Genomic DNA, 26517 nt, shown 5'->3' on the forward strand with positions numbered 1-26517 from the left:
GAACACGAAGGAAGAGACAGCTGGTTAATATTTTATCGTGAAATGGCGCCAAACAAATTCGAAGAAATCGACAAGAAGAGCTCTCATGCAATGACTGACGATGAAAAAGTTGATCAATGCGAGATATGGTTGTCACCATTGCATAAACCGTCCTAGTCCAAGTCCTAGGACATTTCCCGCACGCTGTAGCGCCTTAGGTGAACTTGTCCCAAATCGACCACGCAGATAGTCTTCACAAGTCGCCACATAATCAGCGACCAGTTTTGACAGACTGAACAGTATCAAGGCATGTAAATGCCGCTATGCGGCTCCATAGCTCAGGGAGCTTCACCATGAAAAAGATCACCCTCAAACCACTCAGCCTCACCGCCACCGATCCCCTCGACACCCCAAACCCGACCCAACGTCCCAGCCCCATCTTCACCGTTACCCCCAACATCGACACTGAAACCCTGCTGGTCCACGCCAGCGAAACCCTGGCCTCGCTCAACGCGATGACCACCGACCTGGCCTTTGAACTCGAAGGCGCGCACCGCAGTGTGGCGCTGGGTATTCAGCAGATGATCGTACTGGGCGAGCTGCTGGTGAACAGAGCACTGGAGAACCTCGACCGGCCCGACTCGGCGGGCAGCCGGCTCAATCCGTCCGCCGTCCATTGATGGGCCGCGCTGTTTTATCGAATGGAGTGTTCCCCATGTCTCGATACATGCCCATCACCGGCCTGGACTGCAACGTCCCTTCCCTGCTGATCGACACCGAAGCCCCGCTCGACGTGCTGCACGAAACAGCGGCCTTCCGCATCCGCAGCGCCACCCAACTGCTGGAAACCTTCGCCCTGCGCGACGACATCCAGGGTGACGCCAGCGTTCTGCACGAGGTTGCGCAGGCGCTGGTCATTTCGCTGCGCGACGGCTGCGACTTGCTGGACGTCATCGGGCGACGCTTGCGGGCGCAGGTTTTGGCGTAATGAATATGGGCGACCTTGGGGCCGCCCATTTTTTTGCTCTCGCCCTTACACCTTGATAATCCAAGGCCTCGGCTCCAGATTGGTTTCATTGCCCAATTTCCGGAGCCCCTTCATGTCTGAACCCCTGCTCATCCCCTGCCCCCACTGCAACGGCCTCAACCGCATCCCCGCCGAACGTCTGGGCGATAACCCCAAGTGCGGTCGCTGCAAATCCGAAGTCCTGCTGAACAAACCCTTTGAATTGAAGCAAGCCGATTACGCCAGTCAGATCAAGGGTGATCTGCCGTTGCTGGTGGATGTGTGGGCGGACTGGTGTGGGCCGTGCAAGTCGTTTGCGCCGGTGTTCGAGCAGGCGGCGGGGCAGTTGGCGGGCAAGTGTCGGTTGGCCAAGCTGGACAGCGAGGCGAATCAGCAGTTGTCGGCACAGTTGGGGATTCGCTCGATTCCGAGTTTGATTCTGTTCAAGAACGGCCGGGAAGTGGCGCGTCAGAGCGGGGCGTTTCCGTTGCCGCAGTTGATGAGTTGGTTGCGTAGTCAGGGGATCTGACGACGATCTCAAAACCACCCTGAACCTAATGTGGGAGCGAGCCTGCTCGCGATAGCGGCCTGATAGCCAACATCATTGTTGAATGTGATGGCCTCATCGCGAGCAGGCTCGCTCCCACATGGGTGTTGTGTTGTCTGTAGGAGTCAGGTGTTTTCCAGCAGGTTGTGCAGTTCTACAAATTGCTGGGTCAGTTTGTGCCGGGGGTCGAGGTGGATCAGCGGCATGTTGGCCTGGTGGGATTCGCGCATGCGCACCGAGCTGCCCAGGTACACCGGTAGCACCGGCAGGCCTTCGGCGATCAGTTCGTCGAGCATCTGCTGCGGCAGGCTCGCGCGGGCCTGGAACTGGTTGACCACGATGCCTTCGACTTGCAGGTCTTCGTTGTGGTCTTCCTTCAACTCTTCGATTTCTGCCAGCAGACCGTACAACGCCTGACGGGAGAAGCTGTCGCAGTCGAAGGGAATCAGCACGCGATCGGCGGCAATCAACGCTGAAACCGCGTAGAAGTTCAATGCTGGCGGGGTGTCGAGGTAGATCCGGTCGTAGTCTTCGGCCAGTTCGTCGAGCAGTTTGCGCAGCTTGTTGATCTTGTGTTTGGCCTCAAGCTTGGGCTGCAGGTCGGCAAGCTCTGCGGTGGCGGTAACCACGTGCAGGTTGTCGAACGGGGTTTCGTAGATGTCGACCTGATTTTTCTTCGAGAACGGCCCGGACGACAGGGTCTGCTTGAAGAAGTCGGCGATGCCCATCGGGATGTCGTTGCCCGTCAGCCCCGTCAGATACTGAGTGGAGTTGGCCTGGGCATCGAGATCCACCAGCAGCGTGCGATAGCCCTCGCTGGCGCTGACCGCCGCCAGATTGCAGGCAATACTGGATTTGCCCACGCCACCTTTCTGATTGAACACCACGCGCCGCATGTCAAAACCTCCGTGTATCAAAGAATGACCGAGTGTAGTAGCCGACACCGCTGCTTAGCTACCTCGTTGGCAATCGGACTACACAGTCAGCTGCAATCTCGGCAAAAAACCAACCTGCTTCGCTCCTCTATCGATGAATCATCTGGCAGACACGTCTGCAAAAAACTGAATAATGGCCAAACGACAGCTTTTTTAGTCGATAAACGACATGGCGCGCCGAACAAAATGGAGCCAGTATTTGCTACAAGCCTGCTGCACCGGGATAATGCGCGCCGCTCGGCCGTAGCGTCATGCCGGGTCAGTCGCCAGTCAATCGACTCACCGCGTCAAGGAAGCCCGCAGGGGCGGGATGAATTTTCAGTGATCAAATTCAATATCGCCCAATGGCGCGCTTGGGCCCCTGGGCTCGAGAGCGTGGACGATTGGCAAGCCTGGAGCCGACAACCGGTCGTGCTTGAGAGCAGCGATGCCGCCCCCGACGTATCGTTTCTGCCGGCCATGCAGCGCCGGCGACTCAGCCGTCTGGCGCGGATGGCCTTTAGTGTCGGCTGGCCATTGGCCGAGGGTCGCGAACAGCTACCGTTGGTCTTTATTTCTCGTCACGGCGAAACCCCGCGTACCTTCGAGATTCTCAACGATCTGGCAGCCGATCAGCCGCTGTCGCCGACCCAGTTCAGCCTGTCGGTGCACAACGCTGTCATCGGACTGTGGTCGATCATGCGTGGCGAAACCAGCGAAATGACCGCTCTCGCCGCAGCCGGCGATGGCTTTGAACACGGCATGCTGGAGGCTGCGGCGCTGCTTGAGGAAGGCGCGCCTGCGGTATTGCTGGTGATCACCGAAGAGCAACCGCCGCAAGCCTACTCAGCCTGGATCGACGATGTGCCGTTTCCGTACGCGGTCGGCCTGTTGATCACACCCGGAAATCAGTGGCAGCTGTCCTTGAACAGCACCTCGGATGCGTTGTCCAAACCCCATTGGCCCCATGCGCTGAATCTGTTGCGCATGCTGCTCGGCCAGCAGACCACCTGCCAACATGCCTGGAAAAATCGTGTATGGACCTGGCAACGCAACCTGTAACCGCTAAAAACCGCGACGCTTACTACTGGCGTCTGCTGGCTACCGCCGTGAGCTTTACCCTCTTCGGGTTGGGCGCGCTGTGCCTGCGATTGGTAGTTTTACCGCTATTGAGTTGCCTGCCGGGCGATGCCCAGACCCATCGGCAACGTGTGCGACATATCGTCAGCCGGATATTCTGGTTTTTTGTCCGGTTCATGGCCCGCTCGGGTGTGCTGACCTACGACATCCAGGGCGCGGACAAACTCGGTCGCCCGGGGCAGATGATCATCGCCAATCATCCCTCGTTGATCGATGTCGTGTTCCTGATCGGTCTGGTGCCCCACGCCAACTGCGTGGTCAAGAAGAGCCTCTGGGAGAACCCCTTCACTCGCGGTCCGCTACGCCGCACCGGGTACATCAGCAACGACGGCAGCATGGACATGCTCGATGCAGCCGCCGATGCACTGAAAAGCGACCAGACCCTGATCATCTTTCCCGAAGGCACCCGCACCCAACCCGGCCAACCGCCGGCCTTTCATCGGGGCGCTGCGGCAATCGCCCTTCGCGGTGCGAGAATCGTCACCCCGGTGATCATCAAGGTCAGCCCGACAACCCTGACCAAGGCCGAGCCTTGGTATCGGATCCCAAAACGTCGTGTGCACTTCAGTTTCCGTGTAGGGGCCGATATAGATCCACAAGCCTTCGCAGCGCTCGGCTCACCCCCTCAGGCCTCGCGCAAACTCAACGATTATTTTCACCATTACTTTATTAAGGAGCTCGCCGAAGATGAGCGATCTGAAGCGTGAAATAAAACTGCTGATCATCGAAGCCCTGGGCCTCGAAGACATCGGTGTGCAAGACATCGGCGACGAGCAGACTTTGTTCGGCGAAGGCCTGGGTCTGGACTCGGTCGACGCTCTGGAGCTCGGCCTGGCGATTCAGAAAAAGTACGGTATCAAGATTGATGCCGAAGCCAATGACACCCGCGGTCACTTCACCAACGTGACGAGCCTTGCGGCGTTCGTCACTGCAAAACAGGCAGCTTGAGACCGGACCATGCAAACTCGTGACGACATCTTCAACACCCTGCGCGATGCCTTGGTCGAACTCTTTGAGCTGGAACCCGAACGCGTGAACCTGGACTCCAACCTGTATCAGGACCTGGAAATCGACAGCATCGACGCGGTCGATCTGATCGATCACATCAAACGCCAGACCGGCAAGAAAATCGCCGCCGAGGAATTCAAATCGGTGCGTACTGTCGGCGACGTGGTCGAGGCGGTCTACCGTCTGGTTCAACCGGCCGCATGAGCCGAGTGATCGGCCTCGGCCTGCTGCTCGCGGGCCTGCTGTACCCCTTTGCGGTGTATTTCGGCATGGAACATTTCGCCCCATGGCAGTTTGGTCTGCTGCTGGGCGGATTGTGGCTGGCCCGTGCACTGCTGGGCGAGCGGCGTCCGGGCAGCGTCTGGATGGCGGTGGTTGCCATTGCTTTTTGCCTGCTGCTGGCGTTGTTCGATAGCCCATTGTTGCTGCGCTGGTACCCGGTGTTGATGAGCGGTTTCATGCTGGCGCTGTTTGGCCTGAGCCTCAAGTTCGGGCAACCGATGATCGAGCGGCTGGCGCGTTTGCGCGAACCGCATCTGCCGGACAAGGCAATTGTTTATACCCGCCAGGTGACGATCGCCTGGAGTGTGTTTTTCCTCTGTAACGGTTTGCTCGCGGCCGCCCTGACCCTCTGGGCGCCGCTGAGTTGGTGGATGTTGTACACCGGCCTGATCTCCTACGGGTTAATGGGTTTGCTGTTTGCCATTGAATGGCTCATACGACAACGGGTACGAGGCCACCCATGAATTGGATAAAACTTGAGCAACTGTTGCTCAAGGCACTACCTGAGCGCGCCGTCACGGCCGGTCCGGCGCTCAATCACGCCGACCTGCGTGAGCAGGCCCTGCGCCTCGCCGCCGGTCTGCAAGCGCAAGGTGTAACGCGCATCGCCGTGCACCTGGAAGACGCCGCTGAACTGGCCATTGCCCTGCTCGGCGCCTGGCGTGCCGGGGTCAGCGTACTGCTGCCCGCCGACCTGCAACCCCAGACTCGCCTGCGCTGGTCGACGGCAGTCGACCTGTGGCTGACCGATCTGGCTGACGACGCGCACCTGGCAGACTTCCAACAGGCGCCGCTGGCCGCAGCCGAACTGGACCTCGATCACTGTCACCTGAGCCTGTGCACCTCCGGCTCCAGCGGCGAACCCAAGCGCATCGAGAAAACCCTGCGGCAACTGGCGAATGAAGTTCAGGCGCTGGAGCAGTTATGGGGCGCGGACCTGGCCAACGCTTGCATCATCGGCAGCGTCGGCACCCAGCACATCTACGGATTGCTGTTCCGGGTGCTGTGGCCGCTGTGTGCCGGTCGTCCGTTCGTACGCAGGCAGTTGGCTTTCCCGGAAGACTTGCAGCGCGCCAGCCGCGAACATCCGACCTTCGCCTGGGTCGCCAGCCCGGCGTTGCTCAAGCGCATGGGCGATAACCTCGACTGGCCGGCCTTGAGCGCGGTCCGCCGGGTGTTTTCCTCCGGCGGCGCCTTGCCGGCCGAGGCTGCGCAAAGCTTGCACGAACGCCTGCAACAATGGCCGACGGAGATTCTCGGCAGCTCGGAAACCGGCGGCATTGCCTGGCGTCAGGGCCACGATCTCTGGCAACCCTTCGCCGATGTGGTGCTGAGCCAGGACAGCGACGGCGCCCTGCTCATCGCCTCACCGTACTTGCCGGCCGACCACATTGAACACACCGCCGACGCCGCGCGAATCGCCGCCGACGGCCGTTTCGAGCTGCTCGGACGACTGGACCGGATCGTCAAGCTGGAAGAAAAACGCATCTCGTTGCCCATGCTGGAACAGGCGCTGATGACCCACGACTGGGTCGCCGAAGCGCGCCTGGGCGTGGTTCAGGAAAACCGTGCGTCGCTGGGCGCCTTGCTGGTGCTGAGCGAACAAGGTCTGCATGCGCTACGCAACCAGGGGCGGCGCACGCTGACCCAGGAACTGCGCCAGCACTTGAGCCAACATTGTGAAACCCTGGCCCTGCCGCGCCGCTGGCGGTTGCTGCGGCAACTGCCGCTGAACGCCCAAGGCAAACTGCCGCAAGCCGAGGTTGAAGCCTTGCTGCTGGCGCCCCGCCCAAAGGCGCCACAGCTGCTGGAACAGGTCGAAGTGGACGGTGAGTGGAACCTGCAACTGGCGGTGCCGCCGGACCTCGCTTACTTCAGCGGCCACTTCCCGCAAACCCCCGTATTACCGGGGGTAGTTCAAGTCGAGTGGGCACTGGATCTGGGCCAGCGACTGATGCATCTGCCGACAAAATTCGCCGGTATGGAAGTGCTGAAATTTCAGCAACTGGTACGCCCCGGCGATGAAGTCCAACTGCACTTGCGCTTCGACCCGCAACGTAGCAAGTTGTATTTCACCTACCGCAATGAGACGGCCACGTGTTCCAGTGGGCGGATATTGCTGGAGACTGCGCATGTTTAATCTTGGCGAGTGCTTTGCACTCGATCGCGAGCAAGCTCGCTCCCACACTAGAGTTGTGCCGGCTATAAAATGGGGGGCTGACTACGATTCAATGTGGGAGCGAGCTTGCTCGCGATGCAGGCACCCAGGTCCTTCAGGTGTACGCCAACATGCATAACCCCTGCGCCGTGATTCCGGTCTACAACCACGAAACCGCCGTCACCAACGTGGTCGACGCGCTGCTCGCCTGCCACCTGCCGTGCATTCTGGTGGATGACGCCAGCAGCCCGGCCTGTGCGGCGGTGCTTGAGCAACTGGCCCAGCGCGATCAGGTTTTCCTGATCAAGCTCGCCGTCAATCAGGGCAAGGGCGGTGCGGTCATGACCGGGTTTCGCGAAGCCTCGCGCCTGGGCTTCAGCCACGCCTTGCAGGTGGACGCCGATGGTCAGCATGATCTGAGTGATGTCGAGACCTTTATCGAGCAGTCGCGCGCCCATCCCGGCGCATTGATCTGCGGCTATCCGCTCTACGACGCCAGCGTGCCGAAGGGCCGTTTGTACGCCCGCTACCTGACTCACGTCATGGTCTGGATCAACACTCTTTCGTTGCAGATCCGTGATTCCATGTGCGGTTTTCGCCTCTATCCATTGCCGCCGACGCTGGCGCTCATCAACTCGGTGAAGATCGGCCAACGCATGGACTTCGACACCGACATCATTGTGCGCCTGGCCTGGCGCAATCAGCCGATGCACTGGGTGCACACAAAGGTTCACTACCCCCTGGATGGCGTCTCGCATTTTCGTCTGCTGCGCGACAATGCGCTGATTACGAGCATGCACACCCGCCAGTTCTTCGGCATGTTGCTACGGGCGCCAGCAATCCTCTGGCGACGGTGGCGAGCATGAGCATCCACGCAGACAACGAACACTGGGCCGATCACAAGGAACGCGGCAGCTTTTGGCTGATGAAATTCACCGCGTTCTGCGCAAAAGTGCTGGGGCGTCGGCTGTTGAGCCCGCTGCTGTACGGCATCGTTTTATACTTTTTCCTGTTTGGTCGCAGCGCCCGCCACAGCGCCTGGCACTACCAGCAGCGCCTCGCCGACTGGAGCGGTCGCAACGAACTGCGCCCGACCCATTGGCGAGTATTCGGCCAGTTCATGGCCTTCGCCGATTCCATGCTCGACAAGCTCGACGTGTGGAACGGCAAGCTGAGCATCGAACAGATCGAAATCATCGACCCGGCACTGTTGCGCAATCAGTTGCGCGGCGAACGCGGGCAGATGCTGGTCGGCGCCCACCTGGGCAACCTCGAAGTCTGCCGGGCCCTCGCCGAACTCGGTGAAAGGGTCACCATGAACGTGCTGGTGCACACCAAGCACGCCGAGCGTTTCAATCGACTGTTGGGTGAAGCCGGCGCGACCAATCTACGGCTGATCCAGGTCAGCGAACTGGACCCGGTGATCATGCTGCAACTGAGCCAGCGTCTGGAGCGTGGCGAGTGGCTGGCGATTGCCGGCGACCGCGTACCGCTGCATGGCGGGCGTAGCGTGACGGTGGACTTCCTCGGTCATCCGGCCGCGTTTCCCCAAGGTCCGTGGCTGCTGGCCGGATTGTTGAAGTGTCCGGTCAATTTTCTGCTGTGCCTGAAGAAACAAACCGGCGACTATCGGCTGATCATCGAGCCCTTCACCGACGCGGTAGTGTGGAAGCGCAGCGACCGCGAGCAAGTGATTCACCACTGGGCCACGCGCTACGCCGAACGCCTCGGCCAGTGCTGCCTTGAGGCGCCCCAACAATGGTTCAACTTTTACCCATTCTGGAAGACCGATGACGACGCATCTGCTTGAGCCGGTAACCTTCGGCGAACTCCCTTTGCGCATCGAAGACGTGCTGGCCCTGGCCAACCGTCAGGCGCCCGTGCAACTGCAAAACGACAGCGAATACCGTGAGCGCATCGCCAAGGGCGCGCGGTTTCTCGATTCGTTGCTGGACAAGGAAGGCGTGATCTACGGCGTGACCACCGGTTACGGCGATTCCTGCGTGGTCGCGGTGCCGTTGCATCACGTCGAAGCGCTGCCGCGTCATCTGTATACCTTTCACGGTTGCGGCTTGGGCAAACTGCTCGACGCCCAGGCCACCCGCGCGGTCCTCGCAGCGCGTTTGCAGTCGCTGTGCCACGGCGTGTCCGGGGTTCGCGTGGAACTGCTGGAACGCCTGCACGCGTTCCTCGAACACGACATTCTGCCGCTAATCCCGGAAGAGGGTTCGGTGGGCGCCAGCGGTGATCTGACGCCGCTGTCCTACGTGGCCGCGACCTTGTCCGGCGAACGCGAAGTGCTGTTCAAGGGCGAACGCCGGCAGGCCGCCGATGTGCACCGCGAACTCGGCTGGGAGCCACTGGTGCTGCGGCCCAAGGAAGCCCTGGCGCTGATGAACGGCACCGCGGTAATGACCGGTCTCGCCTGCCTGGCCTTCGCCCGGGCCGACTACCTGCTGCAACTGGCCACGCGCATCACCGCGCTGAACGTGGTCGCCCTGCAAGGCAACCCTGAGCACTTCGACGAGCGCCTGTTCGCCACCAAGCCGCATCCGGGCCAGATGCAGGTGGCCGCGTGGTTGCGCAAGGATCTGGCGATCGACGCGCCGACCGCACCGCTGCATCGCCTGCAAGACCGCTATTCGCTGCGTTGCGCACCGCATGTGCTCGGCGTGTTGGCCGACAGCCTGAACTGGCTGCGTTCGTTCATCGAGATCGAACTCAACAGCGCCAACGACAACCCGATCATCGACGCCGAAGCCGAGCGCGTGCTGCACGGCGGGCATTTCTACGGCGGGCATATCGCCTTCGCCATGGACAGCCTGAAAAACCTCGTGGCCAACGTTGCCGACCTGCTCGACCGTCAGCTCGCGCTGCTGGTGGACGAACGCTACAACCATGGTTTGCCAAGCAACCTGTCGGGCGCCAGCGCCGAGCGCGCGATGCTCAACCACGGCTTCAAGGCGGTGCAGATCGGCACCAGCGCCTGGACCGCCGAAGCGCTGAAAAACACCATGCCGGCCAGCGTGTTCTCGCGCTCCACCGAATGCCACAACCAGGACAAAGTCAGCATGGGCACCATCGCCGCCCGCGATGCGATCCGCGTGCTGGAGCTGACCGAACAAGTTGCCGCCGCGACCCTGCTGGCGGCCAATCAAGGGGTCTGGTTGCGCAACCAGGCAGAAGACGCCCGACCATTGCCGCCAGCGCTGGCAGCGATGCACGAAGAGCTAGCCAAGGATTTCGCGCCGGTCATCGAGGACCGCGCCCTGGAAGGTGAACTGCGTCTGTGTCTGCAACGCATTGCCGAACAACACTGGAGGCTGCATGCGTAGCAAGGGAGTGCTTCACGCCGATACGCAAATCCTCGTGCCGTTCTTTGACGTCGACTCCATGAACGTGGTCTGGCACGGCCATTACGTGAAGTACCTGGAAGTCGCCCGCTGTGCCTTGCTCGACATGCTCGGCCACAACTACACCGCCATGCTGGAGTCCGGCTACGCGTGGCCGGTGATCGACTTGCAACTGCGTTACGTGCGCGGCGCGGTTTTCGGCCAGACACTCAACGTCCGCGCCAGCCTGGTGGAATGGGAAAACCGCCTGAAGATCAGCTACCTGATCAGCGATCTCGCCACCGGTGAACGCCTGACCCGCGCAAGCTCGGTGCAAGTCGCCGTACACGTCGCCAACCGCGAGATGCAGCTGGCGTCGCCGAAGGTGTTCGTCGATGCGGTCGAGAGGATGTTGCCATGACCTCCAGCAGCAATCGACTTGATGGCGGCACTGTGGCGAGGGAGCTTGCTCCCGCTCGGGCGCGCAGCACCCGTAAATCTGACGACTCGATCCCCCCGGTGGAATGCCGTCGCCTGGGTTGGGGAGCGCTGCGCACTCCAGCGGGAGCAAGCTCCCTCGCCACACGTAGTTGCTACAAAGTTGTGGTGATGCTGGTAGCGCTGCTCGGCTTTTCATCGCTGGCAAACGCCTTCGACCTGCAACAACTGAGCGATCAACTGGCCAAGCCTAGCGTGATCCACGGCAACTTCATTCAGGAAAAACACCTGCGTGCCCTGCCGCAACCGCTGACCAGCAAGGGCACGTTCGTGCTGGCCAGGGATCACGGTTTGCTGTGGTTGCTCAAGACGCCGCTACAACAGGATTATCGGATCAGCGCCAAGGGCATTGCACGGCGTGACAGCAGCGGCTGGCAAATGCTGCCGGGCAAAAGCGCCGGTGCCGAGCAGAACCGCATCTTCCTCGCGGTACTGCAAGGTGACAGCAGCGGCCTGCAACGGGATTTCGAGCTTTCGCTGAGCGGTGAAGCGCAGCACTGGAAGCTCACGCTGACCCCGCGTTCGATGCTGCTCAAGCAAGTGTTCAATCAGATCAACATCGACGGCGGCGAACTGGTGCAGCGCATCGAGTTACTGGAAACCCAGGGCGACAGCACCGTTTTGCGCATGCAGGACACCACCAGCGCCAACCCACTGAGCGATGCGGAGCAACATGACTTTGCCGAGTGAACGGATGCTCCCACGGCTATTCTTGACCCTGCTGGTGGCGGTGCTCGCACTCGCCGGCTGGCAGTGGCACGACGGCGCACCGCTGTCGGCCAACCTGATGGATCTGGTGCCGGGCACCGCGCCGGATGCGCTGGAGCTCAAGGCCGAACAGCGCATGCAGGAGCCGCTGAACCGCGAAATGCTGGTGCTGGTCGGCCACGCCGATCGCCAGCAAGCCATCGCCATGACGCAAAAACTCGGCGAACAGTGGCTGGCCAGCGGCGTCTTCGAAAAGGTCCAATGGAACCTGCAAGCCGACCTGCCGGCGCTGCGCACGCAACTGCTGCAAGGTCGGCTGGCGATGCTCTCGGCAGCCGATCGGCAACAGCTGATCGAGCAGCCGCAAGCCTTCATCCAGCAACGCGTACAAGCGCTGTTCGATCCCTTTACCGGTTTCAGCCTGGTGCCGAGCCAGGATGACTGGCTGGGTCTGACCGGACGTATTCAAAACAGCCAGCCGCAGCATGGCTCAGTGCAACTGGACATTGGCAGCGGCGCATTGGTCGCCGATGCCGACGGCAAAAGCTGGGTATTGCTGCGAGCCCGCACCAGCGGCAACGCATTCGACATGCGCCTGCCACTGAAAGTCGCCGAGCTGCTCAAGCACAGCCGCGAAGAAGCGGCGCAGGCCGATGTGCAATTACTCGCCGCCAGCGGCCTGCTGTATGCCGCCAACGGTCAACAGCAAGCGAGCCGCGAGATCACCTGGGTCGGCGGTGGTGCAACCGCCGGCATCCTGTTGCTGCTGTTGTTGGCGTTCCGCAGGCTTCGGGTGTTGCTGGCCTTCGTTCCCGTTCTGGTCGGCATGCTGTTTGGCTCGGTGGCCTGCGTCGCGCTGTTTGGCCATATGCACGTGATGACCCTGGTGCTGGGGTCAAGCCTGATCGGCGTCGCAGTCGATTACCCGCTGCATTACCTGTCCAAGAGCTGGAGCCTGAAACCCTGGCACAGCTGGCCCGCTCTGCGCCTGACCTTACCGGGATTGACCCTGAGCCTGGCCACCAGTTGCATCGGTTATCTGGCACTGGCCTGGACTCCGTTCCCGGCGCTGACCCAGATTGCCGTGTTCTCTGCCGCCGGTTTGCTCGGCGCGTACCTGTCGGCGGTTTGCTTGTTGCCGGCGCTGCTCAAGGGTACGGATCTACGGCCAGCTCAGTGGCCCTTGCGGGTTGCCGAGTTTTTAGTGAGCGTGCGTGAAGCGCTGCTCAAGCGCGTACGCAGTTCGGTCCTGCTGGTGTTGGTCCTGGCCTTTTGTGCCGGCGGCCTGTGGCACCTGACCAGCAAAAACGACATCCGTCAGTGGGTCAGTGCACCGCCGCAGTTGATGGACGAAGCGCAGACCATTGCGCGGATCACTGGCTATCAACCCACCAGCCAGTTTTTCCTGGTGCGCGCGGCCAATCAGCAGCAACTGTTCGAACGCCAGAAAGCCCTCAGCGAACGGCTGGATCAGTTGGTCAACCTGGACAAACTCAAAGGCTACCTGGCGCTGAGTCAACTGGTCAGCCTGCCTTCCGAGCAGCAACAGGTCCGCGACGCCCTGAATAAACTCCCGGCATTCTGGCAACCGTTGCTTGATCTCGGTATCCCGGTCACCGCACTGCAAGCCGAATTGGCGCAGTTGCAGGCATTGCCGGTCGAAGACATCGACGCAGCGCTGGTCGGCCCCTTGGCCGAGCCATGGCGCCCGCTATGGCTGGGCGCCTCGGATGACGGCGTGGCGGCGATGGTCAGCCTGCAAGGCTTGAACGATGCCGCGTTGCTGCGGGTACAGGCGCTGGACTTGCCGGGTGTGCAGTTGGTGGATCGTCTGGACGACCTGAATAAAGTCTTCGCCGCCACCCAGATCAGCGCCGCTGAATTGAAACTGATGTCCTGCGCGTTGATTGTGCTGCTGCTGATTCTGCCCTTCGGTTTTGGCGGCGCCCTGCGGCTCGTCGCGCTGCCATTACTGGCGGCATTGTGCAGCCTCGCCAGCCTCGGTTGGCTGGGGCAACCGCTGACACTGTTCAGCGTGTTCGGGCTGCTGCTGGTGACGGCAATCAGTGTCGATTACGCGATCCTCATGCGCGAGCAGATCGGCGGTGCCGCCGTGAGCCTGCTCGGCACGCTGCTGGCGGCAGCGACCACGTGGCTGTCGTTTGGTCTGCTGGCGATTTCCAGCACACCAGCGGTGAGCAACTTCGGTCTTTCGGTGAGCCTCGGGCTGGCCTTCAGTTTCATCCTCGCGCCGTGGGCCAAACCTTCGGCGCACGCCGCGCCAATTGCGGAGCCGGCAGCATGATGATCGCGCTGTTCTGGCTGCTGGCCCTGGCGCTGTTCGCGGTGGCGACTCGCGTCGGGCGTCATTTCGGTTTGATCCCGATTGTCAGCCAGTTACTGCTGGCGACCTTCGGCCTGCCGCTGCTGATGTATTTCTGGATTGAGCCGTACTGGCAGTTGAGCGGCGCCGAGCTTGTCTCGCCGGGCTGGCTGAAAAACCTCTACAGCCTGAGTTTCGCACTGCTGCTGGGGCATATCCTCAGCGACGTGATCGACCTGAAACTGGATCGCCAGAGCCTGAAAATCGCTCTGCCGAGTTTCAGCATTCCGTTCATCTGCGGTCTGGCGACGGCCATTTGGTTGCTGCCGGATCAGCCATGGTTGAGTTCGCTGGCGGTCGGCCTGTTGTTCGCGATCACGGCGATTCCGGTGCTGTATCTGTACCTGCGGCACATCAACTATCCACCGGCCGCTACCCGCCGACTGGTGCAGACCGCGATCCTCATCGACTTGACCTGCTGGAGCCTGTTCGCCTTCGCCCAAGGCAGCCTGCACCTGAGCAGCCTGTTGCTGCCGCTGACCGGCGCCTGCCTGCCGTTGCTGCTGCGTGCGTTCGGGTTGCGTCAGCCGCTGCTGCACAGCCTGGGCTTCTTCGCGCTGCTGGTGGTGGCGGAACACTTCAAACTCAATGCGCTGATTTTCGGCATCGGTTATCTGTTGTGCATGGCTGCTTTCAAGCTACCGCTGGTGCTACCGTTATCGGCAGCCTGGATGAGCCGCCTGCAGAACGGCATCGCGATTCCGCTGATCCTGACCTTCGGCATTGTGCAGATCAACGTGCACAGCGCCATGGACAGCCTCAGCTGGGCACAACTCGGTGCGCTGCTGGTGTTCCCCATCGTCAGCAAACTGCTGGGTAACTGGCTGGGCCTCGGTTGGGCCGGCGCGTCGTTTGCCGGCGCCAGCCGCTGGCGCGAAAGCCTGCTGCTGAACATTCGCGGCTTAAGCGAGATCGTCTTTCTCAACCTGCTGCTGCAACAACAGCTGATCAGCCCGGCGCTGTATTTTGCGCTGATGCTGATGGGTTTGATCGCAACGCTGCTGCCGGCACTCGCCGGTATGCGCCGAATTCCCTCACAGGTCGCCGCCCCGGCCAGGAGCTCCAGTGCCAACAGTTGATACGGAACGTCGCCAGGTCATCGTTATCGGTGCCGGCCCATCGGGTGCCATCGCTGCCGCCTTGCTCAAGCGTAACGGCCATGATGTGCTGATCATCGAGCGCCAGCATTTTCCACGGTTTTCCATCGGCGAAAGCCTGCTCTCGCACTGCCTGGATTTCGTCGAAGAAGCCGGCATGCTCGAAGCGGTGCAAGCCGCCGGTTTTCAGCTGAAAAACGGCGCGGCATTTGCCTGGGGCGAGCGTTACAGCACCTTCGATTTCGGCGATACCTTCAGCAACGGCAAGCCGACCACCTTTCAGGTTCAGCGCGCTGACTTCGACAAACTGCTGGCCGATCAGGCGGCGCTGCAAGGCGTGGAGATCCGTTACGGCGAGACGATCACCAGTGCCAACTTCGAATTGGCCAAACCCCAGCTCGGCGCTCGCCGCGAAGACGGCAGCGAATACCGTCTCGAAGCCGACTTCGTGCTCGATGCCAGCGGCTACGGCCGCGTCTTGCCGCGCCTGCTCGACCTTGAAGCACCGTCGAACTTTCCGCTGCGCCAGGCAGTGTTCACCCACATCGAAGACCACATCGACGGCCCGCACTTCGACCGTGAAAAGATCCTCATCACCACCCACCCGACCCACCGCGACATCTGGTTCTGGACCATCCCGTTCAGCCAGGGTCGCTGCTCGGTGGGCGTGGTTGCCGCGGCCGAACACTTCGAAGGCCGCGGCGACGATCTTGACGCCTGCCTGCGCGGTTTCATCGCCGAAACCCCGAGCTTGGCCAAGGTGCTGAAAAACGCCCATTGGGACACACCGGCGCGGACCATCGGCGGCTACTCGGCCAACGTCAAAACCTTGCACGGCCCAGGCTTCGCCTTACTCGGCAACGCCGCAGAATTCCTCGACCCGGTATTTTCCTCCGGCGTGACCATCGCCATGCGTTCGGCGAGCATGGCCGCCGGCGTTCTGCATCGACAGCTGCAAGGCGAAAGCGTGGACTGGCAGCGCGAGTTTGCCGAGCCGCTGAAGCGTGGCGTCGACACTTTCCGCTGCTACGTCGAAGGCTGGTACGCCGGGACCTTCCAGGATGTGATCTACCACCAGGGTGGCGCACCGGAAATCCGTCGGATGATCAGCGCGATCCTCGCCGGTTACGCCTGGGACGAACGCAATCCGTTCGTCAGCGAGCCCAAGCGCCGGTTGCGCATGCTGTCGGATATTTGCGCGAGTGATGCAACGTGAGCGGCACCGAACAACAATACCTCAGCGACAGTTACGTCGAAGAAACCCGCTTCGGTTTCTGGTTTCTGCGCAGCTTCACCTGGCAGCACCACGTACTGCGGGTGGCAATCAACGACCTGCGCACGCTGTTCAGTGAAGGGCTGCCCAGCCATCCCGTGCTGCTGGACGCCGGCTGCGGTCAGGGCAAGTCGTTCCAGTACTTGCATCAGGTGTTTGCCCCGCAACGCCTGATCGGTCTGGACGCCGACCCGCACAGCCTGACGCTCAGCGGCGAAGAGGCTCAGCGCCAGAACATCAACGTCGAACTGATCGGCAGCGACTGCGCGACCCTCAAGGTACCGGACGCGAGCGTCGACCTGCTGTTCTGCCATCAGACCTTCCACCACCTGGTGGAGCAGGAGCAAGCCCTCGCCGAGTTCTATCGGGTGCTTAAGCCAGGCGGCTATCTGATGTTTGCCGAATCCACCGAGGCCTACATCGACACGTGGGTGATTCGCTGGTTGTTCCGCCACCCGATGCACGTGCAAAAGAGTGCCGACGGATATTTGCAGATGATTCGTCAGCAGGGTTTTGAATTCAGCCCGCAAAACGTGTCCTACCCTTATCTATGGTGGAGTCGCGCGAAGGATTTCGGTCTGCTCGAACGCTTTGGACTGCGCCGCCCGAAACCGGTTGGCCAACGGGAAGAAACCCTGGTCAACGTGGTTGCCCGTAAACCGCTCGAAGGTCAGTGCCGATGATTCGCCTCCTGCTCGTGTGCTGTGCCCTGCTGCTGAGCGCTTGCGCCAGCCAGCCGCCGCTGCCCGAGCGCAACCCGACGCTGGCCTTGCCGCTGCAATTGCATGTCGAACGGCAACGGGTCGATCAGCGCCAGGACTGGTTGCTGGTGATCCAGCGCGAAGGTGCCGGCATTCGCTGGTCGCTGATGGACCCACTGGGCATTCCCGTGGCTCGCCAGCGTCTGGTCGACAACCAATGGCAGGCCGACGGCTTGCTACCGCCCAATCCGGAAGCGCGTCAGTTATTTGCGGCGTTATTGTTCGCCCTGACACCAGAGGCGCAATTGCTCGATAATTATCCCGCCGCCCGACGTCACGCCGCTTTACGCTCGCTGGCGCCGCACTGGCAGGTGCTGTATCGAACCCCGTCGGACTTCGTCCTGACACTGCCCGAACAGCTGAACTATCACGTCACCCCGCTAACCGCCGAGACTGCACCATGACGGCCTACCTGAACGCCCTCGGGCTGATCTGCAGCCTGGGGCGCAACAAACACGAAGTCGCCCGCAAGCTGTTTGCCGGCGACTGTTCGGGGATACGCGTCGAGGCCCACTGGGTGCCTGAGCGTTCACTGCCAGTCGCGGCGGTACACGGTGAGTTGGCCACGATCCCGGCCGAGCTGAGCCAGCACCGCACCCGCAACAATCAACTATTGCTGGAAGCCGCGCTGCAAATTCGCGAAGACATCGATCAAGCGATTCAAACCTGTGGCCGTGGACGCATCGGCATCGTCCTGGGCACCAGCACCTCGGGGATCGACGAAGGCAGTCGCGGGATTGCTCATTACATCCGCGAGAATCAGTTCCCGCCTGACTACGACTATCAGCAACAGGAACTCAGCGCGCCGGCGAACTTCCTTGCCGACTGGCTGCAGCTGAGCGGTCCGGCCTATGTGATTTCCACGGCCTGCACCTCCAGCGCCCGCGCCTTGCTGAGTGCCCGGCGATTGCTCGATCTGGACATGTGTGATGTCGTGCTGTGCGGCGGCGTCGACAGTTTGTGCAAACTGACCCTCAACGGTTTCTCAGCGCTGGATGCAGTATCCGAACAGCGCTGCAATCCGTTTTCGGTCAATCGCAACGGGATCAACATAGGCGAAGCGGCGGTACTTTTCTTGATGAGCAAAAACCTCGGCGCCAGCCAACCGATTGCCCTGCTGGGCAGCGGCGCCAGCTCCGATGCGCACCATATTTCCGCCCCGGAACCCAGCGGCCGCGGCGCCCTGCAAGCGATGAACAAAGCCCTGAGCAGCGCCGGCTTGGCGCCTGAGCGGATCAACTACCTGAACCTGCACGGCACCGCCACCCAACACAACGACGCCATGGAAAGCCTGGCAGTCAACACGCTGTTCCCGGCGGGCGTGCCCTGCTCGTCGACCAAACCCATGACCGGCCACACCCTCGGCGCGGCCGGGGCACTGGAAGCGGCGTTCTGCTGGTTGAGCCTGAGCAACGAAAATACCCGACACGCGCTGCCGCCCCACGTCTGGGACGGCCAGCCCGACCCGCAACTGCCAGCGCTGAATTTTGTGACCACCGCAAATCGCCTGGAACAAAGCGCTGCACGCTGCCTGATGAGCAACTCCTTTGCCTTTGGTGGCAACAACGTCAGCCTGATTATCGGAGACGCCGAATGATTGATTGGCCTCTCGCCGAACTGCTGCCCCACGCGGGCGACATGATCCTTATCGATCAAGTGCTGTCGTTCGACGAAGAACAGATTCACACCCGCCTCACCGTCAAGCCCGGTGGCCTGTTCAACCGGCCCGACGGCAGTTTGCCGGCCTGGGTCGGTATCGAACTGATGGCGCAAAGCGTGGCCGCGTATGCCGGCTGTCGCGCACGCACGCAAGGCAATGCAGTTGAGCTGGGCTTCCTGCTCGGTACGCGTAATTTCGAATGCAATGTGGAACACTTTCCAGTCGGCTGCGAGCTGACGATTCACGCCCTGCGTTCGCTCGAAGACGACAACGGCATGGGTGTCTTCGAGTGTCACCTGACAGCCCCCGGCATTCATGCCATGGCCCGGCTGAATGTGTTCTGCCCGCCTAAGGCAGCTCAATATCTACACGAATCCCCTTCTTCAAAAGCTAATGGAGCCCAGTCATGACTGAATCCGTACTGGTCACCGGTTCCAGCCGCGGTATCGGCCGCGCCATCGCCCTGCGTCTGGCCCAGGCCGGCTTCGATCTGGTGCTGCATTGCCGCAGCGGCCGCAGCGACGCCGAGGCTGTGCAGGCCGAAGTCGAAGCCTTGGGACGCCGTGCGCGTATCCTGCAATTCGACGTATCGGATCGCGCCAGCTGCAAGGTACATCTCGAAGCCGACGTGGAAACCCACGGCGCCTATTACGGTGTGGTGCTCAACGCCGGTCTGACGCGCGACGGTGCTTTTCCGGCCCTGAGCGAGGACGACTGGGACGTGGTGATGCGCACCAACCTCGACGGTTTCTATAACGTGTTGCACCCGGTCATGATGCCGATGATTCGTCGGCGCGCCGCCGGACGGATCGTGTGCATCACTTCGGTTTCCGGGTTGATCGGCAACCGTGGACAGGTCAACTACAGCGCCTCCAAGGCCGGGTTGATCGGCGCCGCCAAGGCCCTGGCGATCGAACTGGGCAAACGCAAAATCACCGTCAACTGCGTTGCTCCGGGTCTGATCGACACCGCGATGCTCGACGAAAACGTACCCGTGGAAGAACTGCTGAAAATGATCCCCGCACAACGCATGGGCACCCCTGAAGAAGTGGCCAGCGCCGTGAATTTCCTGATGTCCGCCGAAGCAGGCTACATCACTCGACAGGTTCTGGCCGTCAACGGAGGCCTGTGTTGATGAAGCGCGTCGTCGTCACCGGCATGGCCGGCATCACCTCGCTGGGCAGCGACTGGGAGACCATCTGCGCTAACTTCAAGGCCAACCGCAGTGGCATCCGGCGCATGGATGAGTGGGATCGCTTCACCGAGCTGAACACGCGCCTGGCCGGCCCCATCGATGACTTCGTCGTCCCGAGCCACTGGACCCGCAAGCAGTTGCGCAGCATGGGCCGGGTTTCCCGGCTGGCGGTTGGCGCGGCAGAACGGGCGCTGGCTGATGCCGGACTGCTCGGTAACGAGTCGATCAAGGACGGCCGCATGGGCGTGTCCTGCGGCTCGTCCACCGGCAGCACCGACGAAATCAAAGCCTTCGGCAAGATGCTGCTCAATTCAGTGGCTGAAGGCCTGAACGCCAACTCCTACGTGCGAATGATGCCGCACACCACAGCGGCCAATATCAGTATTTTCTTTGGCCTCACCGGGCGCCTGATCCCGACTTCCAGCGCCTGCACCAGTGGCAGCCAGGGCGTCGGTTATGCCTACGAGGCGATCAAGTTCGGCCGCCTGCCGTTGATGCTCGCCGGCGGCGCCGAAGAGCTGTGCCCGACCGAAGCCATGGTGTTCGACGCGCTCTACGCCACCAGCCTGAAAAACGACGCCCCGCACACCAGCCCACGGCCTTACGACAGTGATCGCGATGGTTTGGTGATCGGTGAAGGCGGCGGCATGCTGGTGCTCGAAGAACTCGAACACGCTCTGGCCCGTGGTGCGCACATTCACGCTGAAATCGTTGGTTTTGGCAGTAACGCCGACGGCCAGCACGCCACCCGTCCAGAGCAGACCACCATGCGTCGGGCCATGGAGCTGGCGCTGGAAGACGCAGGTCTGGAGCCCTCGGCCATCGGCTATGTGAACGGTCATGGCACCGCCACCGAGCAAGGCGACATCGCCGAAACCCTGGCCACCCACAGCCTGTTCGGCAGCCGCATGCCGATCAGCTCGCAGAAGAGCTTTCTCGGTCACACCCTGGGTGCCTGCGGAGCACTGGAGTCCTGGTTTAGCATCGAAATGATGAACAGAGACGAGTACGCCCACACCTTCAACCTCGACAACGTCGACCCACGCTGCGGCGAACTGGACTACCTGCGCGGCGAGTTCCGCCAGATGAGCTGCCAGTACGTGATGAATAACAACTTCGCTTTTGGTGGGGTTAATACTTCGCTGATCTTTCGGCGCTGGTCGTAAGCACCCCATCAAGATCAAAAGATCGCAGCCTGCGGCAGCTCCTACAACGATCGTGTGTACAACGCGATCCCCCGTAGGAGCTGCCGAAGGCTGCGATCTTTTCATTTCCCCCTGCAAAAAAATGACACAAACGGAAAACGGAGCACCGCATTTCGGAATCGTCCCACAGCCACAGCTTGAGCTTCTCGGTAGGGTCAATGCTGCCCCAGCCTGAGGCCGGGATTGCCCAAGGACGAACAAGAAGCGCTAATGAAAAAGCTCGGTTTCCCGGAAACCCCGGACTTTCTGCCCGCCCCAAGGCGACTCCCCACCAAGGAAGAGCCCCAGGCCTTCCAGGAGGCCGGTGCAGCGGCATTCGCCAAAAACGAAAAAAACGAGCTGGGCGCCAACACCCGCTCGGAGACGCATTTAAAAAAACAGCAGGGTGCGCTCGAAACAAGGCCCGATTCGCAACTCAAGGGCTGCGTATTCGCCAAAAGCTGCAACCTCCCAGACGGCGTCATCAATCACAACAACCCCTCCGGGTTTGTCCCCCTCGAGAAACTGGCTAGCTACGGCTTGTGGGCGGTGCTTGGCACCGGGGCAGCCATCACCGCCGAAGGGATACCCCTGAAACTGGTCGGTGGTTCGGCAACGGGCGGCGCCATTGCCCAACGTCTCGGCGGTTCTCTTGCACTCGTTCTGCTGTCAGGCTCAACGGTTGTGGCAGCTGCTGCAGCGGCTGGCACCGTTGCACTACTGATGCCGAACACCAGCCTTTCGCCCGACAGCGCCTTCTACAAAAAAGAGCAGTACGCAATGCTGGATACGGGCCGAACCCGTGTCCGCATCAACGTGAAGACATTGCCGGACGGTTCCGTCAGCGCTTACGGCTTCTACACGGGCGGGAAAAAAGACTGGGAATTTGTCCCGGTCATCAAGGCCACTCAAGAAGGCGAGAAGTTTGTTGCCGATATCGGCAACGGGATTGGCCTGACCTGGACCCCAGCGGCGAATCCTGATGATGTACTCGGCATTCCCCCGCTCGAAGGCGCCCCGAAATTGCCGACTGTGTGGGTGTATCCGCCGACTGAGCAGGCCAACAAAGTATTGGTGAACCCGCAGCATCCGCCTGAGTATCAGGATGCAATCATCTGGTTTCCTGCGGATGCAGGGCTTGCGCCGATTTACATCGTGCTTAGCGCCCGGAAGGAAGATCGGCAAAAACCATGAAAAACGAATTCAGTGACTACACGGAAAGCGAATTCGTGGCTTTGCTTCAGAGCATCATCAGCCACGATGGAACGGAGAAGGAAGTAGATGCGCTCGTGTTCCATTTTGAAAAAATGAGTGAACATCCAGCTGGGTCAGACCTAATCTTCTACCCCGAAGACGGTGCTGATGAATCAGCTGAAGGAATAACACAGACAGTGAAGAAATGGCGTGCTGCTCAGGGGCTGCCAGGATTCAAAGACGAGTGATCCCAAGAGCTGCAACCTCCCTGACGGCGCAATCAATCACGACAACCCGCCGGATTTATCTGCGCGGCGAGTTCCGCCAGATGAGCTGCCAGTACGTGATGAACAGCAACTGCGCTTTCGGTGGCGTCAAACACGTCGCTGATCTTTCGGCGCTGGTCGTAAGCGCCACATCAAGATCAAAAGATCGTGTGTACGACGCGACCCCTGTAGGAGCTGCCGCAGGCTGCGATCTTTTCATGTACCCCCAGCAAAGAAATGACACAAACGGAAAACGGAGCACGTCATTTCGGAATCGTCCCACAGCCAGAGTTTGAGCTTCGCGCTAGGGTCAATGCCCCCGTGACACGTCGGGGGCATCCAAAGGAAGAACGAACCATGACTAAAAAGGCCGTTATCGTTTTCAGCGGCGGGCAGGACTCCACAACCTGCTTGATCCATGCATTGCCGCTCTACGATGAAATCCACTGCATTACGTTTGATTATGGCCAGCGCCATCGTGCGGAAATTGAAGTGGCGCAACACCTCTCTCAAAAGCTTGGCGTGACGGTGCATAAAGTACTGGATACTTCGTTATTGAATGAGCTGGCCATCAGCAGTTTGACCCGCGACAACATTCCAGTCCCAAGTGCAAATAGTTCCGGAGAAGGTGTGCCAAACACGTTCGTACCCGGGAGGAATATTCTGTTTTTAACCCTGGCCTCTATTTATGCCTATCAAGTGGGTGCTGACACTGTCATCACAGGCATTTGTGAAACAGAGAGCTCCGGTTACCCTGATTGCGGCGATGAGTTTGCTAAAGTATTGAATTACGCCATCGAATTGGGTATGGACTATAAGTTGCGTATTGAAACGCCGCTCATGTGCTTGAGCAAGGCGGAGACCTGGGCTTTGGCCGATTACCACAACAAGCTGGATTTCATTCGCTACCACACACTGACTTGCTACAACGGACTACAGGGAAGTGGGTGCACCAACTGTGATGCCTGTAATCTTCGTGCAAAAGGACTGAATGAGTTTCTGGAGAGCAAAACAGAGATCATGAACAGCCTAAAAGACAAGCTAAAATTAAAATAGCTAGTCTGCTGCTGGGGGGGAATGAGTTGTTAACAGCCAATCTGCCCCCTATCTTGATGCGGCCTGGGCTCCAGTTATATATTTTTTAAATAATGACCTCGCTCCGCAGGCAGGCAAAACGTTAAAAACAGCGAAACACATTTTTATAGCTATTTGGAGATAAACCATATTAAGTATATCGCCACTTTGCATAGCGCCATAAAACGCAATACAGCAAAAAATAAAGCTATCTATCACCACTGCAAAGCAAGCACTAAAAAATATTCGCAGAAATAAAAATCTGGAGCTTGTGAGCTCTTTTATTTTACACAGCGGATACGAATTGACATATTCAGAAAAAAGAAACGAAACAGAAGTTGCTACTAATACAGACGAAACATGATTAATAACCTCGCTATAGGGCATATCAAGTTTCCAGCCAGGCAATCCTGGAAGGTAGGTCGAGGTACCAAGCAAAACAACAATAAGCGCATTACTTTAAAAACAAATAATGGCGAACTGTTGGTAAACCGGGCGCTGGATAACCTGGACCCGCCCGAGGGGCTACCTGAGGTTCCGTCCAATAGCGCTCACTGAGTGGTCGCGCTCTTTTACCGAGTGGAGGTTTTCATGGATCGATATATGCCTATCACCGGCATCGACTGCACCATCCCATCATTGCTGATCGACACCGAAGCACCACTGGACGTGTTGCACGACACCGCGGCCTACCGCATCCGCACCGCAACCCAACTGCTGGAGTATTTTGCGTTCAGCGAGGGCATTCATAGTGAATTGGCGCGGGTGTTGGTGACGTCATTGCGCGATGGCTGCGATTTGCTGGATGTCGTCGGGCGACGATTACAGGCGCAGATTTCGGCGTAAAAAAAACAGGCGATCTCAATGAGATCGCCTGTTTTTTTATACGACAAAGCGGCGGTCACCAGGTTCAATCCGCTGGCCCGGTAGCGTTGCTGCTCGAAGCTCCGACCCCTGAGGGCGACACCCATGAACGCTCCATTTCCCTGCGATGGCTTCCTCTGGGCTGTGTATAGCTCAACCTGACGGTATGCTTGATGGTGTATGTTTATTCACTATGATTAACTGTAAATCGAATTGACGCAGAGCTACGCAAAACAGCTGGTAGCTACGTCCGCCAAACTGTCGGCGGCAGGCTCCGGCGACATCAAATTCAAGAAGATGTAACGATCAGGAGTAACCCCATCATGGCAACCGCCGCGAAAACCCGATCCGTCACGGCTCATGTCCCTGTGCAACTGGCCGAAAAGGTCGACTTGATGGCTGAACGCCTGGAACGCTCCAGGAACTGGATCGTCAAACAGGCTCTGTCCGCTTGGATCGACCAGGAAGAAGAGCGTAGTCGCCTGACCCGCGAAGCCTTGGCTGATGTTGACGCTGGCCGCGTGATTGACCACCAGGCTGTCCAGGCCTGGGCTGATAGCCTCAGCACCGACACTCCATTGCCAGTGCCGCGCTGATGGAGTTGAAGTGGACAAGCAAGGCACTTTCCGACATTACCCGACTGTACGAGTTTCTGGCATCGGTGAATCAGCCTGCCGCCGCACGAACAGTGCAGCAACTCACGGCCGCACCGATCACTCTGCTGACCAACCCGCGCATTGGCGAACGTCTGGAAGAGTTCGAGCCACGGGATGTGCGCCGAATTCAGATCGGCCATTACGAGATGCGTTACGAGATAGTGGACTCCACTGTCTACCTGCTGCGCCTGTGGCACACCCGCGAGGACAGGTAGCATGGTGATAGCCGTCGCGATTGACGGCTGGGCTGGACCAGGAACACATCAACCTGGCAGGTCTGCGACAGGTCGAAAAACCTTAGCGAATGAAAGGGACTTCCCCGTCCAAGTCTACGGCGAAAGTCGCGAGGCGGCATCAAGGTGCCGTCTTACGCGTCAGCAACTCGACAAACGCCTTGGCCATCGGTGATTTCTGATCCTTGCGCTGCACCAGCCACACCGCCGACATCGCCAGCGGATCAAGCAAGGGGCGATAGACCACGCCGTCGATGCGCATCCGCTGATAGGACGCCGGCAACACCGACACTCCAAGCCCTGCCGCTACCAGACCAATGATGGTCATGGCCTCGCCGGCTTCCTGGGTGAAGTGCGGGCTGAAGCCCGCGTCACGCGCCAGACTCAGCAGTTGCGCGTATAGACCACTGCCGTAGCTGCGTGGGAAGAACACGAAAGGCTCGTGGGCCAACGCCGATAGAAACAGCCCGTCCTCGCTGCCAACCACCAGCGGATCCTTGGAGCTGAGCACGGCCACCAAGGGCTCACGCGTCAACTCGACCACCTCGAGCGAATCCGGCAGCGGCAAGGGTCGCATGATCCCGACCTGAATCGACTCATCCACCAGCGCCTCGGCGACCTGGGTGCTGCTCATCTCCCGCAGGTTCAAATGCACGGCCGGGAAGCGCTGACGGAACGAGAAGATCGCCTGCGGAATCGTCGAGTTGAACGGTGCCGATGAGGTGAAGCCGATCTTCAGTTCCCCCAGTTCGCCAAGTTGGGCTCGGCGGGCGACGTCGGCGGCTTTGTCGACTTGGGCCAGCACTAGCCGAGCCTCTTCGAGGAACAGCCGACCGGCCTCACTGAGCTCGACCCGACGATTGGTACGCTCGAATAAACGTGCGCCGACTTCCTGTTCCAGCACCTGAATCTGCTGGCTCAACGGTGGCTGAGAGATGCCCAGCACTTGTGCGGCGCGGCCGAAGTGCAGTTCTTCGGCGACGGCGATGAAGTAGCGCAAATGGCGCAATTCCATGAAAACTCCATTAGGTCGTTAAACCTATCAAACAGGTCGAACAATATATTGGATAGAAACATTAGCCAGCTATATGATTTTTCCATTGCC

The 26517-nt window shown here is 60.1% G+C and carries 30 protein-coding genes and 2 pseudogenes; 29 read left to right on the forward strand and 3 right to left on the reverse strand.

Annotated features, from left to right (window positions below; genetic code table 11):
* Positions 1-332 precede the first annotated feature (332 nt).
* The 3 genes from AC1RKH_RS06215 to trxC all read left to right on the forward strand — a co-directional run bounded on the left by AC1RKH_RS06215 (position 333) and on the right by trxC (position 1514).
* Complete coding sequence (locus AC1RKH_RS06215) at positions 333-659, forward strand: DUF6124 family protein (protein WP_493062042.1); 327 nt, start codon at positions 333-335, stop codon at positions 657-659.
* A 35-nt stretch (positions 660-694) separates the two neighbouring features.
* Complete coding sequence (locus AC1RKH_RS06220; protein ID WP_493062041.1) at positions 695-967, forward strand: hypothetical protein; 273 nt, start codon at positions 695-697, stop codon at positions 965-967.
* 112 nt (positions 968-1079) lie between these two features.
* On the forward strand, positions 1080-1514 hold the full coding sequence (gene trxC, locus AC1RKH_RS06225; RefSeq protein WP_493062040.1) for a thioredoxin TrxC: 435 nt from the start codon (positions 1080-1082) through the stop codon (positions 1512-1514).
* Positions 1515-1657: 143 nt separating this feature from the next.
* Here the strand turns inward: trxC and AC1RKH_RS06230 are convergent, their stop codons facing one another.
* A complete protein-coding gene (locus AC1RKH_RS06230; RefSeq protein ID WP_123423879.1) occupies positions 1658-2428 on the reverse strand; it encodes a ParA family protein in 771 nt (256 codons plus the stop codon).
* A 360-nt stretch (positions 2429-2788) separates the two neighbouring features.
* On the opposite strand from AC1RKH_RS06230, the gene AC1RKH_RS06235 reads away from it, so the two are divergent.
* The 23 genes and pseudogenes from AC1RKH_RS06235 (at position 2789) to queC (ending at position 23641) form a co-directional block, all read left to right on the forward strand.
* Complete coding sequence (locus AC1RKH_RS06235) at positions 2789-3508, forward strand: beta-ketoacyl synthase chain length factor (RefSeq protein ID WP_493062039.1); 720 nt, start codon at positions 2789-2791, stop codon at positions 3506-3508.
* Entirely contained in the window at positions 3484-4293 is an 810-nt protein-coding gene (locus AC1RKH_RS06240) for a lysophospholipid acyltransferase family protein (protein ID WP_493062038.1), read from the forward strand. Before AC1RKH_RS06235 ends, AC1RKH_RS06240 begins: the two co-directional genes overlap by 25 nt.
* The gene (locus tag AC1RKH_RS06245; RefSeq protein WP_123423882.1) at positions 4274-4534 is read left to right on the forward strand and encodes a phosphopantetheine-binding protein; all 261 of its coding nucleotides are present in this window, start codon (positions 4274-4276) and stop codon (positions 4532-4534) included. The genes AC1RKH_RS06240 and AC1RKH_RS06245 overlap by 20 nt, the downstream gene beginning before the upstream one ends.
* Before the next feature lie 9 nt (positions 4535-4543).
* Positions 4544-4798 carry an acyl carrier protein gene (locus AC1RKH_RS06250; RefSeq protein WP_123423883.1) on the forward strand — a complete coding sequence of 85 codons (255 nt, stop codon included), beginning with the start codon at positions 4544-4546 and terminating at the stop codon, positions 4796-4798.
* Positions 4795-5340 (forward strand): COG4648 family protein, encoded by a 546-nt coding sequence (locus tag AC1RKH_RS06255; RefSeq protein ID WP_493062037.1) that lies wholly within the window; start codon positions 4795-4797, stop codon positions 5338-5340. Before AC1RKH_RS06250 ends, AC1RKH_RS06255 begins: the two co-directional genes overlap by 4 nt.
* Positions 5337-7016, forward strand: coding sequence for an ApeI family dehydratase (locus tag AC1RKH_RS06260; RefSeq protein ID WP_493062036.1), 1680 nt, complete (start codon positions 5337-5339; stop codon positions 7014-7016). The genes AC1RKH_RS06255 and AC1RKH_RS06260 overlap by 4 nt, the downstream gene beginning before the upstream one ends.
* Positions 7017-7165: 149 nt before the next feature.
* The gene (locus AC1RKH_RS06265; RefSeq protein WP_493062035.1) at positions 7166-7900 is read left to right on the forward strand and encodes a glycosyltransferase family 2 protein; all 735 of its coding nucleotides are present in this window, start codon (positions 7166-7168) and stop codon (positions 7898-7900) included.
* Entirely contained in the window at positions 7897-8844 is a 948-nt protein-coding gene (locus AC1RKH_RS06270; RefSeq protein ID WP_493062034.1) for a lysophospholipid acyltransferase family protein, read from the forward strand. Before AC1RKH_RS06265 ends, AC1RKH_RS06270 begins: the two co-directional genes overlap by 4 nt.
* Positions 8825-10369 (forward strand): HAL/PAL/TAL family ammonia-lyase, encoded by a 1545-nt coding sequence (locus tag AC1RKH_RS06275; protein WP_493062033.1) that lies wholly within the window; start codon positions 8825-8827, stop codon positions 10367-10369. The genes AC1RKH_RS06270 and AC1RKH_RS06275 overlap by 20 nt, the downstream gene beginning before the upstream one ends.
* Positions 10362-10787 carry an acyl-CoA thioesterase gene (locus AC1RKH_RS06280; RefSeq protein WP_493062032.1) on the forward strand — a complete coding sequence of 142 codons (426 nt, stop codon included), beginning with the start codon at positions 10362-10364 and terminating at the stop codon, positions 10785-10787. Before AC1RKH_RS06275 ends, AC1RKH_RS06280 begins: the two co-directional genes overlap by 8 nt.
* A gap of 188 nt (positions 10788-10975) precedes the next feature.
* Positions 10976-11554 (forward strand): outer membrane lipoprotein carrier protein LolA, encoded by a 579-nt coding sequence (locus tag AC1RKH_RS06285; protein ID WP_493062248.1) that lies wholly within the window; start codon positions 10976-10978, stop codon positions 11552-11554.
* Positions 11538-13877 (forward strand): MMPL family transporter, encoded by a 2340-nt coding sequence (locus AC1RKH_RS06290; RefSeq protein WP_493062031.1) that lies wholly within the window; start codon positions 11538-11540, stop codon positions 13875-13877. The genes AC1RKH_RS06285 and AC1RKH_RS06290 overlap by 17 nt, the downstream gene beginning before the upstream one ends.
* Positions 13874-15034, forward strand: coding sequence for a cation:proton antiporter (locus AC1RKH_RS06295; protein WP_493062030.1), 1161 nt, complete (start codon positions 13874-13876; stop codon positions 15032-15034). Before AC1RKH_RS06290 ends, AC1RKH_RS06295 begins: the two co-directional genes overlap by 4 nt.
* The gene (locus AC1RKH_RS06300) at positions 15021-16268 is read left to right on the forward strand and encodes an NAD(P)/FAD-dependent oxidoreductase (RefSeq protein WP_493062029.1); all 1248 of its coding nucleotides are present in this window, start codon (positions 15021-15023) and stop codon (positions 16266-16268) included. The genes AC1RKH_RS06295 and AC1RKH_RS06300 overlap by 14 nt, the downstream gene beginning before the upstream one ends.
* Positions 16265-17008 carry a class I SAM-dependent methyltransferase gene (locus tag AC1RKH_RS06305; RefSeq protein ID WP_493062028.1) on the forward strand — a complete coding sequence of 248 codons (744 nt, stop codon included), beginning with the start codon at positions 16265-16267 and terminating at the stop codon, positions 17006-17008. Before AC1RKH_RS06300 ends, AC1RKH_RS06305 begins: the two co-directional genes overlap by 4 nt.
* Entirely contained in the window at positions 17005-17490 is a 486-nt protein-coding gene (locus AC1RKH_RS06310) for a hypothetical protein (RefSeq protein WP_493062027.1), read from the forward strand. The genes AC1RKH_RS06305 and AC1RKH_RS06310 overlap by 4 nt, the downstream gene beginning before the upstream one ends.
* Entirely contained in the window at positions 17487-18683 is a 1197-nt protein-coding gene (locus AC1RKH_RS06315; RefSeq protein WP_493062026.1) for a beta-ketoacyl-[acyl-carrier-protein] synthase family protein, read from the forward strand. Before AC1RKH_RS06310 ends, AC1RKH_RS06315 begins: the two co-directional genes overlap by 4 nt.
* Positions 18680-19156, forward strand: coding sequence for a hotdog family protein (locus AC1RKH_RS06320; RefSeq protein ID WP_493062025.1), 477 nt, complete (start codon positions 18680-18682; stop codon positions 19154-19156). Before AC1RKH_RS06315 ends, AC1RKH_RS06320 begins: the two co-directional genes overlap by 4 nt.
* A complete protein-coding gene (gene fabG / locus AC1RKH_RS06325; protein ID WP_493062024.1) occupies positions 19153-19881 on the forward strand; it encodes a 3-oxoacyl-ACP reductase FabG in 729 nt (242 codons plus the stop codon). The genes AC1RKH_RS06320 and fabG overlap by 4 nt, the downstream gene beginning before the upstream one ends.
* Entirely contained in the window at positions 19881-21107 is a 1227-nt protein-coding gene (locus AC1RKH_RS06330; protein WP_493062023.1) for a beta-ketoacyl-ACP synthase, read from the forward strand. Before fabG ends, AC1RKH_RS06330 begins: the two co-directional genes overlap by 1 nt.
* A 249-nt stretch (positions 21108-21356) precedes the next feature.
* Positions 21357-22301 (forward strand): annotated as a pseudogene (locus AC1RKH_RS06335) (S-type pyocin domain-containing protein); the annotation flags it as partial.
* Between the two features lie 14 nt (positions 22302-22315).
* The gene (locus AC1RKH_RS06340) at positions 22316-22567 is read left to right on the forward strand and encodes a bacteriocin immunity protein (RefSeq protein ID WP_493062022.1); all 252 of its coding nucleotides are present in this window, start codon (positions 22316-22318) and stop codon (positions 22565-22567) included.
* Between the two features lie 375 nt (positions 22568-22942).
* Positions 22943-23641 carry a 7-cyano-7-deazaguanine synthase QueC gene (gene queC, locus AC1RKH_RS06345; RefSeq protein ID WP_493062021.1) on the forward strand — a complete coding sequence of 233 codons (699 nt, stop codon included), beginning with the start codon at positions 22943-22945 and terminating at the stop codon, positions 23639-23641.
* Between the two features lie 48 nt (positions 23642-23689).
* Here queC and AC1RKH_RS06350 read toward each other — a convergent pair.
* Positions 23690-24118 (reverse strand): annotated as a pseudogene (locus tag AC1RKH_RS06350) (VUT family protein); the annotation flags it as partial.
* A 132-nt stretch (positions 24119-24250) separates the two neighbouring features.
* Here AC1RKH_RS06350 and AC1RKH_RS06355 point away from each other — a divergent pair.
* The 3 genes from AC1RKH_RS06355 (at position 24251) to AC1RKH_RS06365 (ending at position 25394) form a co-directional block, all read left to right on the forward strand.
* Positions 24251-24505: a hypothetical protein gene (locus tag AC1RKH_RS06355; RefSeq protein WP_123423912.1), complete on the forward strand. Its 255-nt coding sequence runs from the start codon at positions 24251-24253 to the stop codon at positions 24503-24505.
* A gap of 341 nt (positions 24506-24846) precedes the next feature.
* The gene (locus AC1RKH_RS06360; RefSeq protein WP_493062020.1) at positions 24847-25119 is read left to right on the forward strand and encodes a CopG family ribbon-helix-helix protein; all 273 of its coding nucleotides are present in this window, start codon (positions 24847-24849) and stop codon (positions 25117-25119) included.
* A complete protein-coding gene (locus AC1RKH_RS06365; protein ID WP_493062019.1) occupies positions 25119-25394 on the forward strand; it encodes a type II toxin-antitoxin system RelE/ParE family toxin in 276 nt (91 codons plus the stop codon). The genes AC1RKH_RS06360 and AC1RKH_RS06365 overlap by 1 nt, the downstream gene beginning before the upstream one ends.
* Before the next feature lie 139 nt (positions 25395-25533).
* Here AC1RKH_RS06365 and AC1RKH_RS06370 read toward each other — a convergent pair whose 3' ends face one another.
* Entirely contained in the window at positions 25534-26427 is an 894-nt protein-coding gene (locus tag AC1RKH_RS06370) for a LysR family transcriptional regulator (RefSeq protein ID WP_493062018.1), read from the reverse strand.
* Positions 26428-26517 lie beyond the last annotated feature (90 nt).

This window comes from Pseudomonas sp. GW822-FHT06B12 (genome assembly GCF_058799675.1).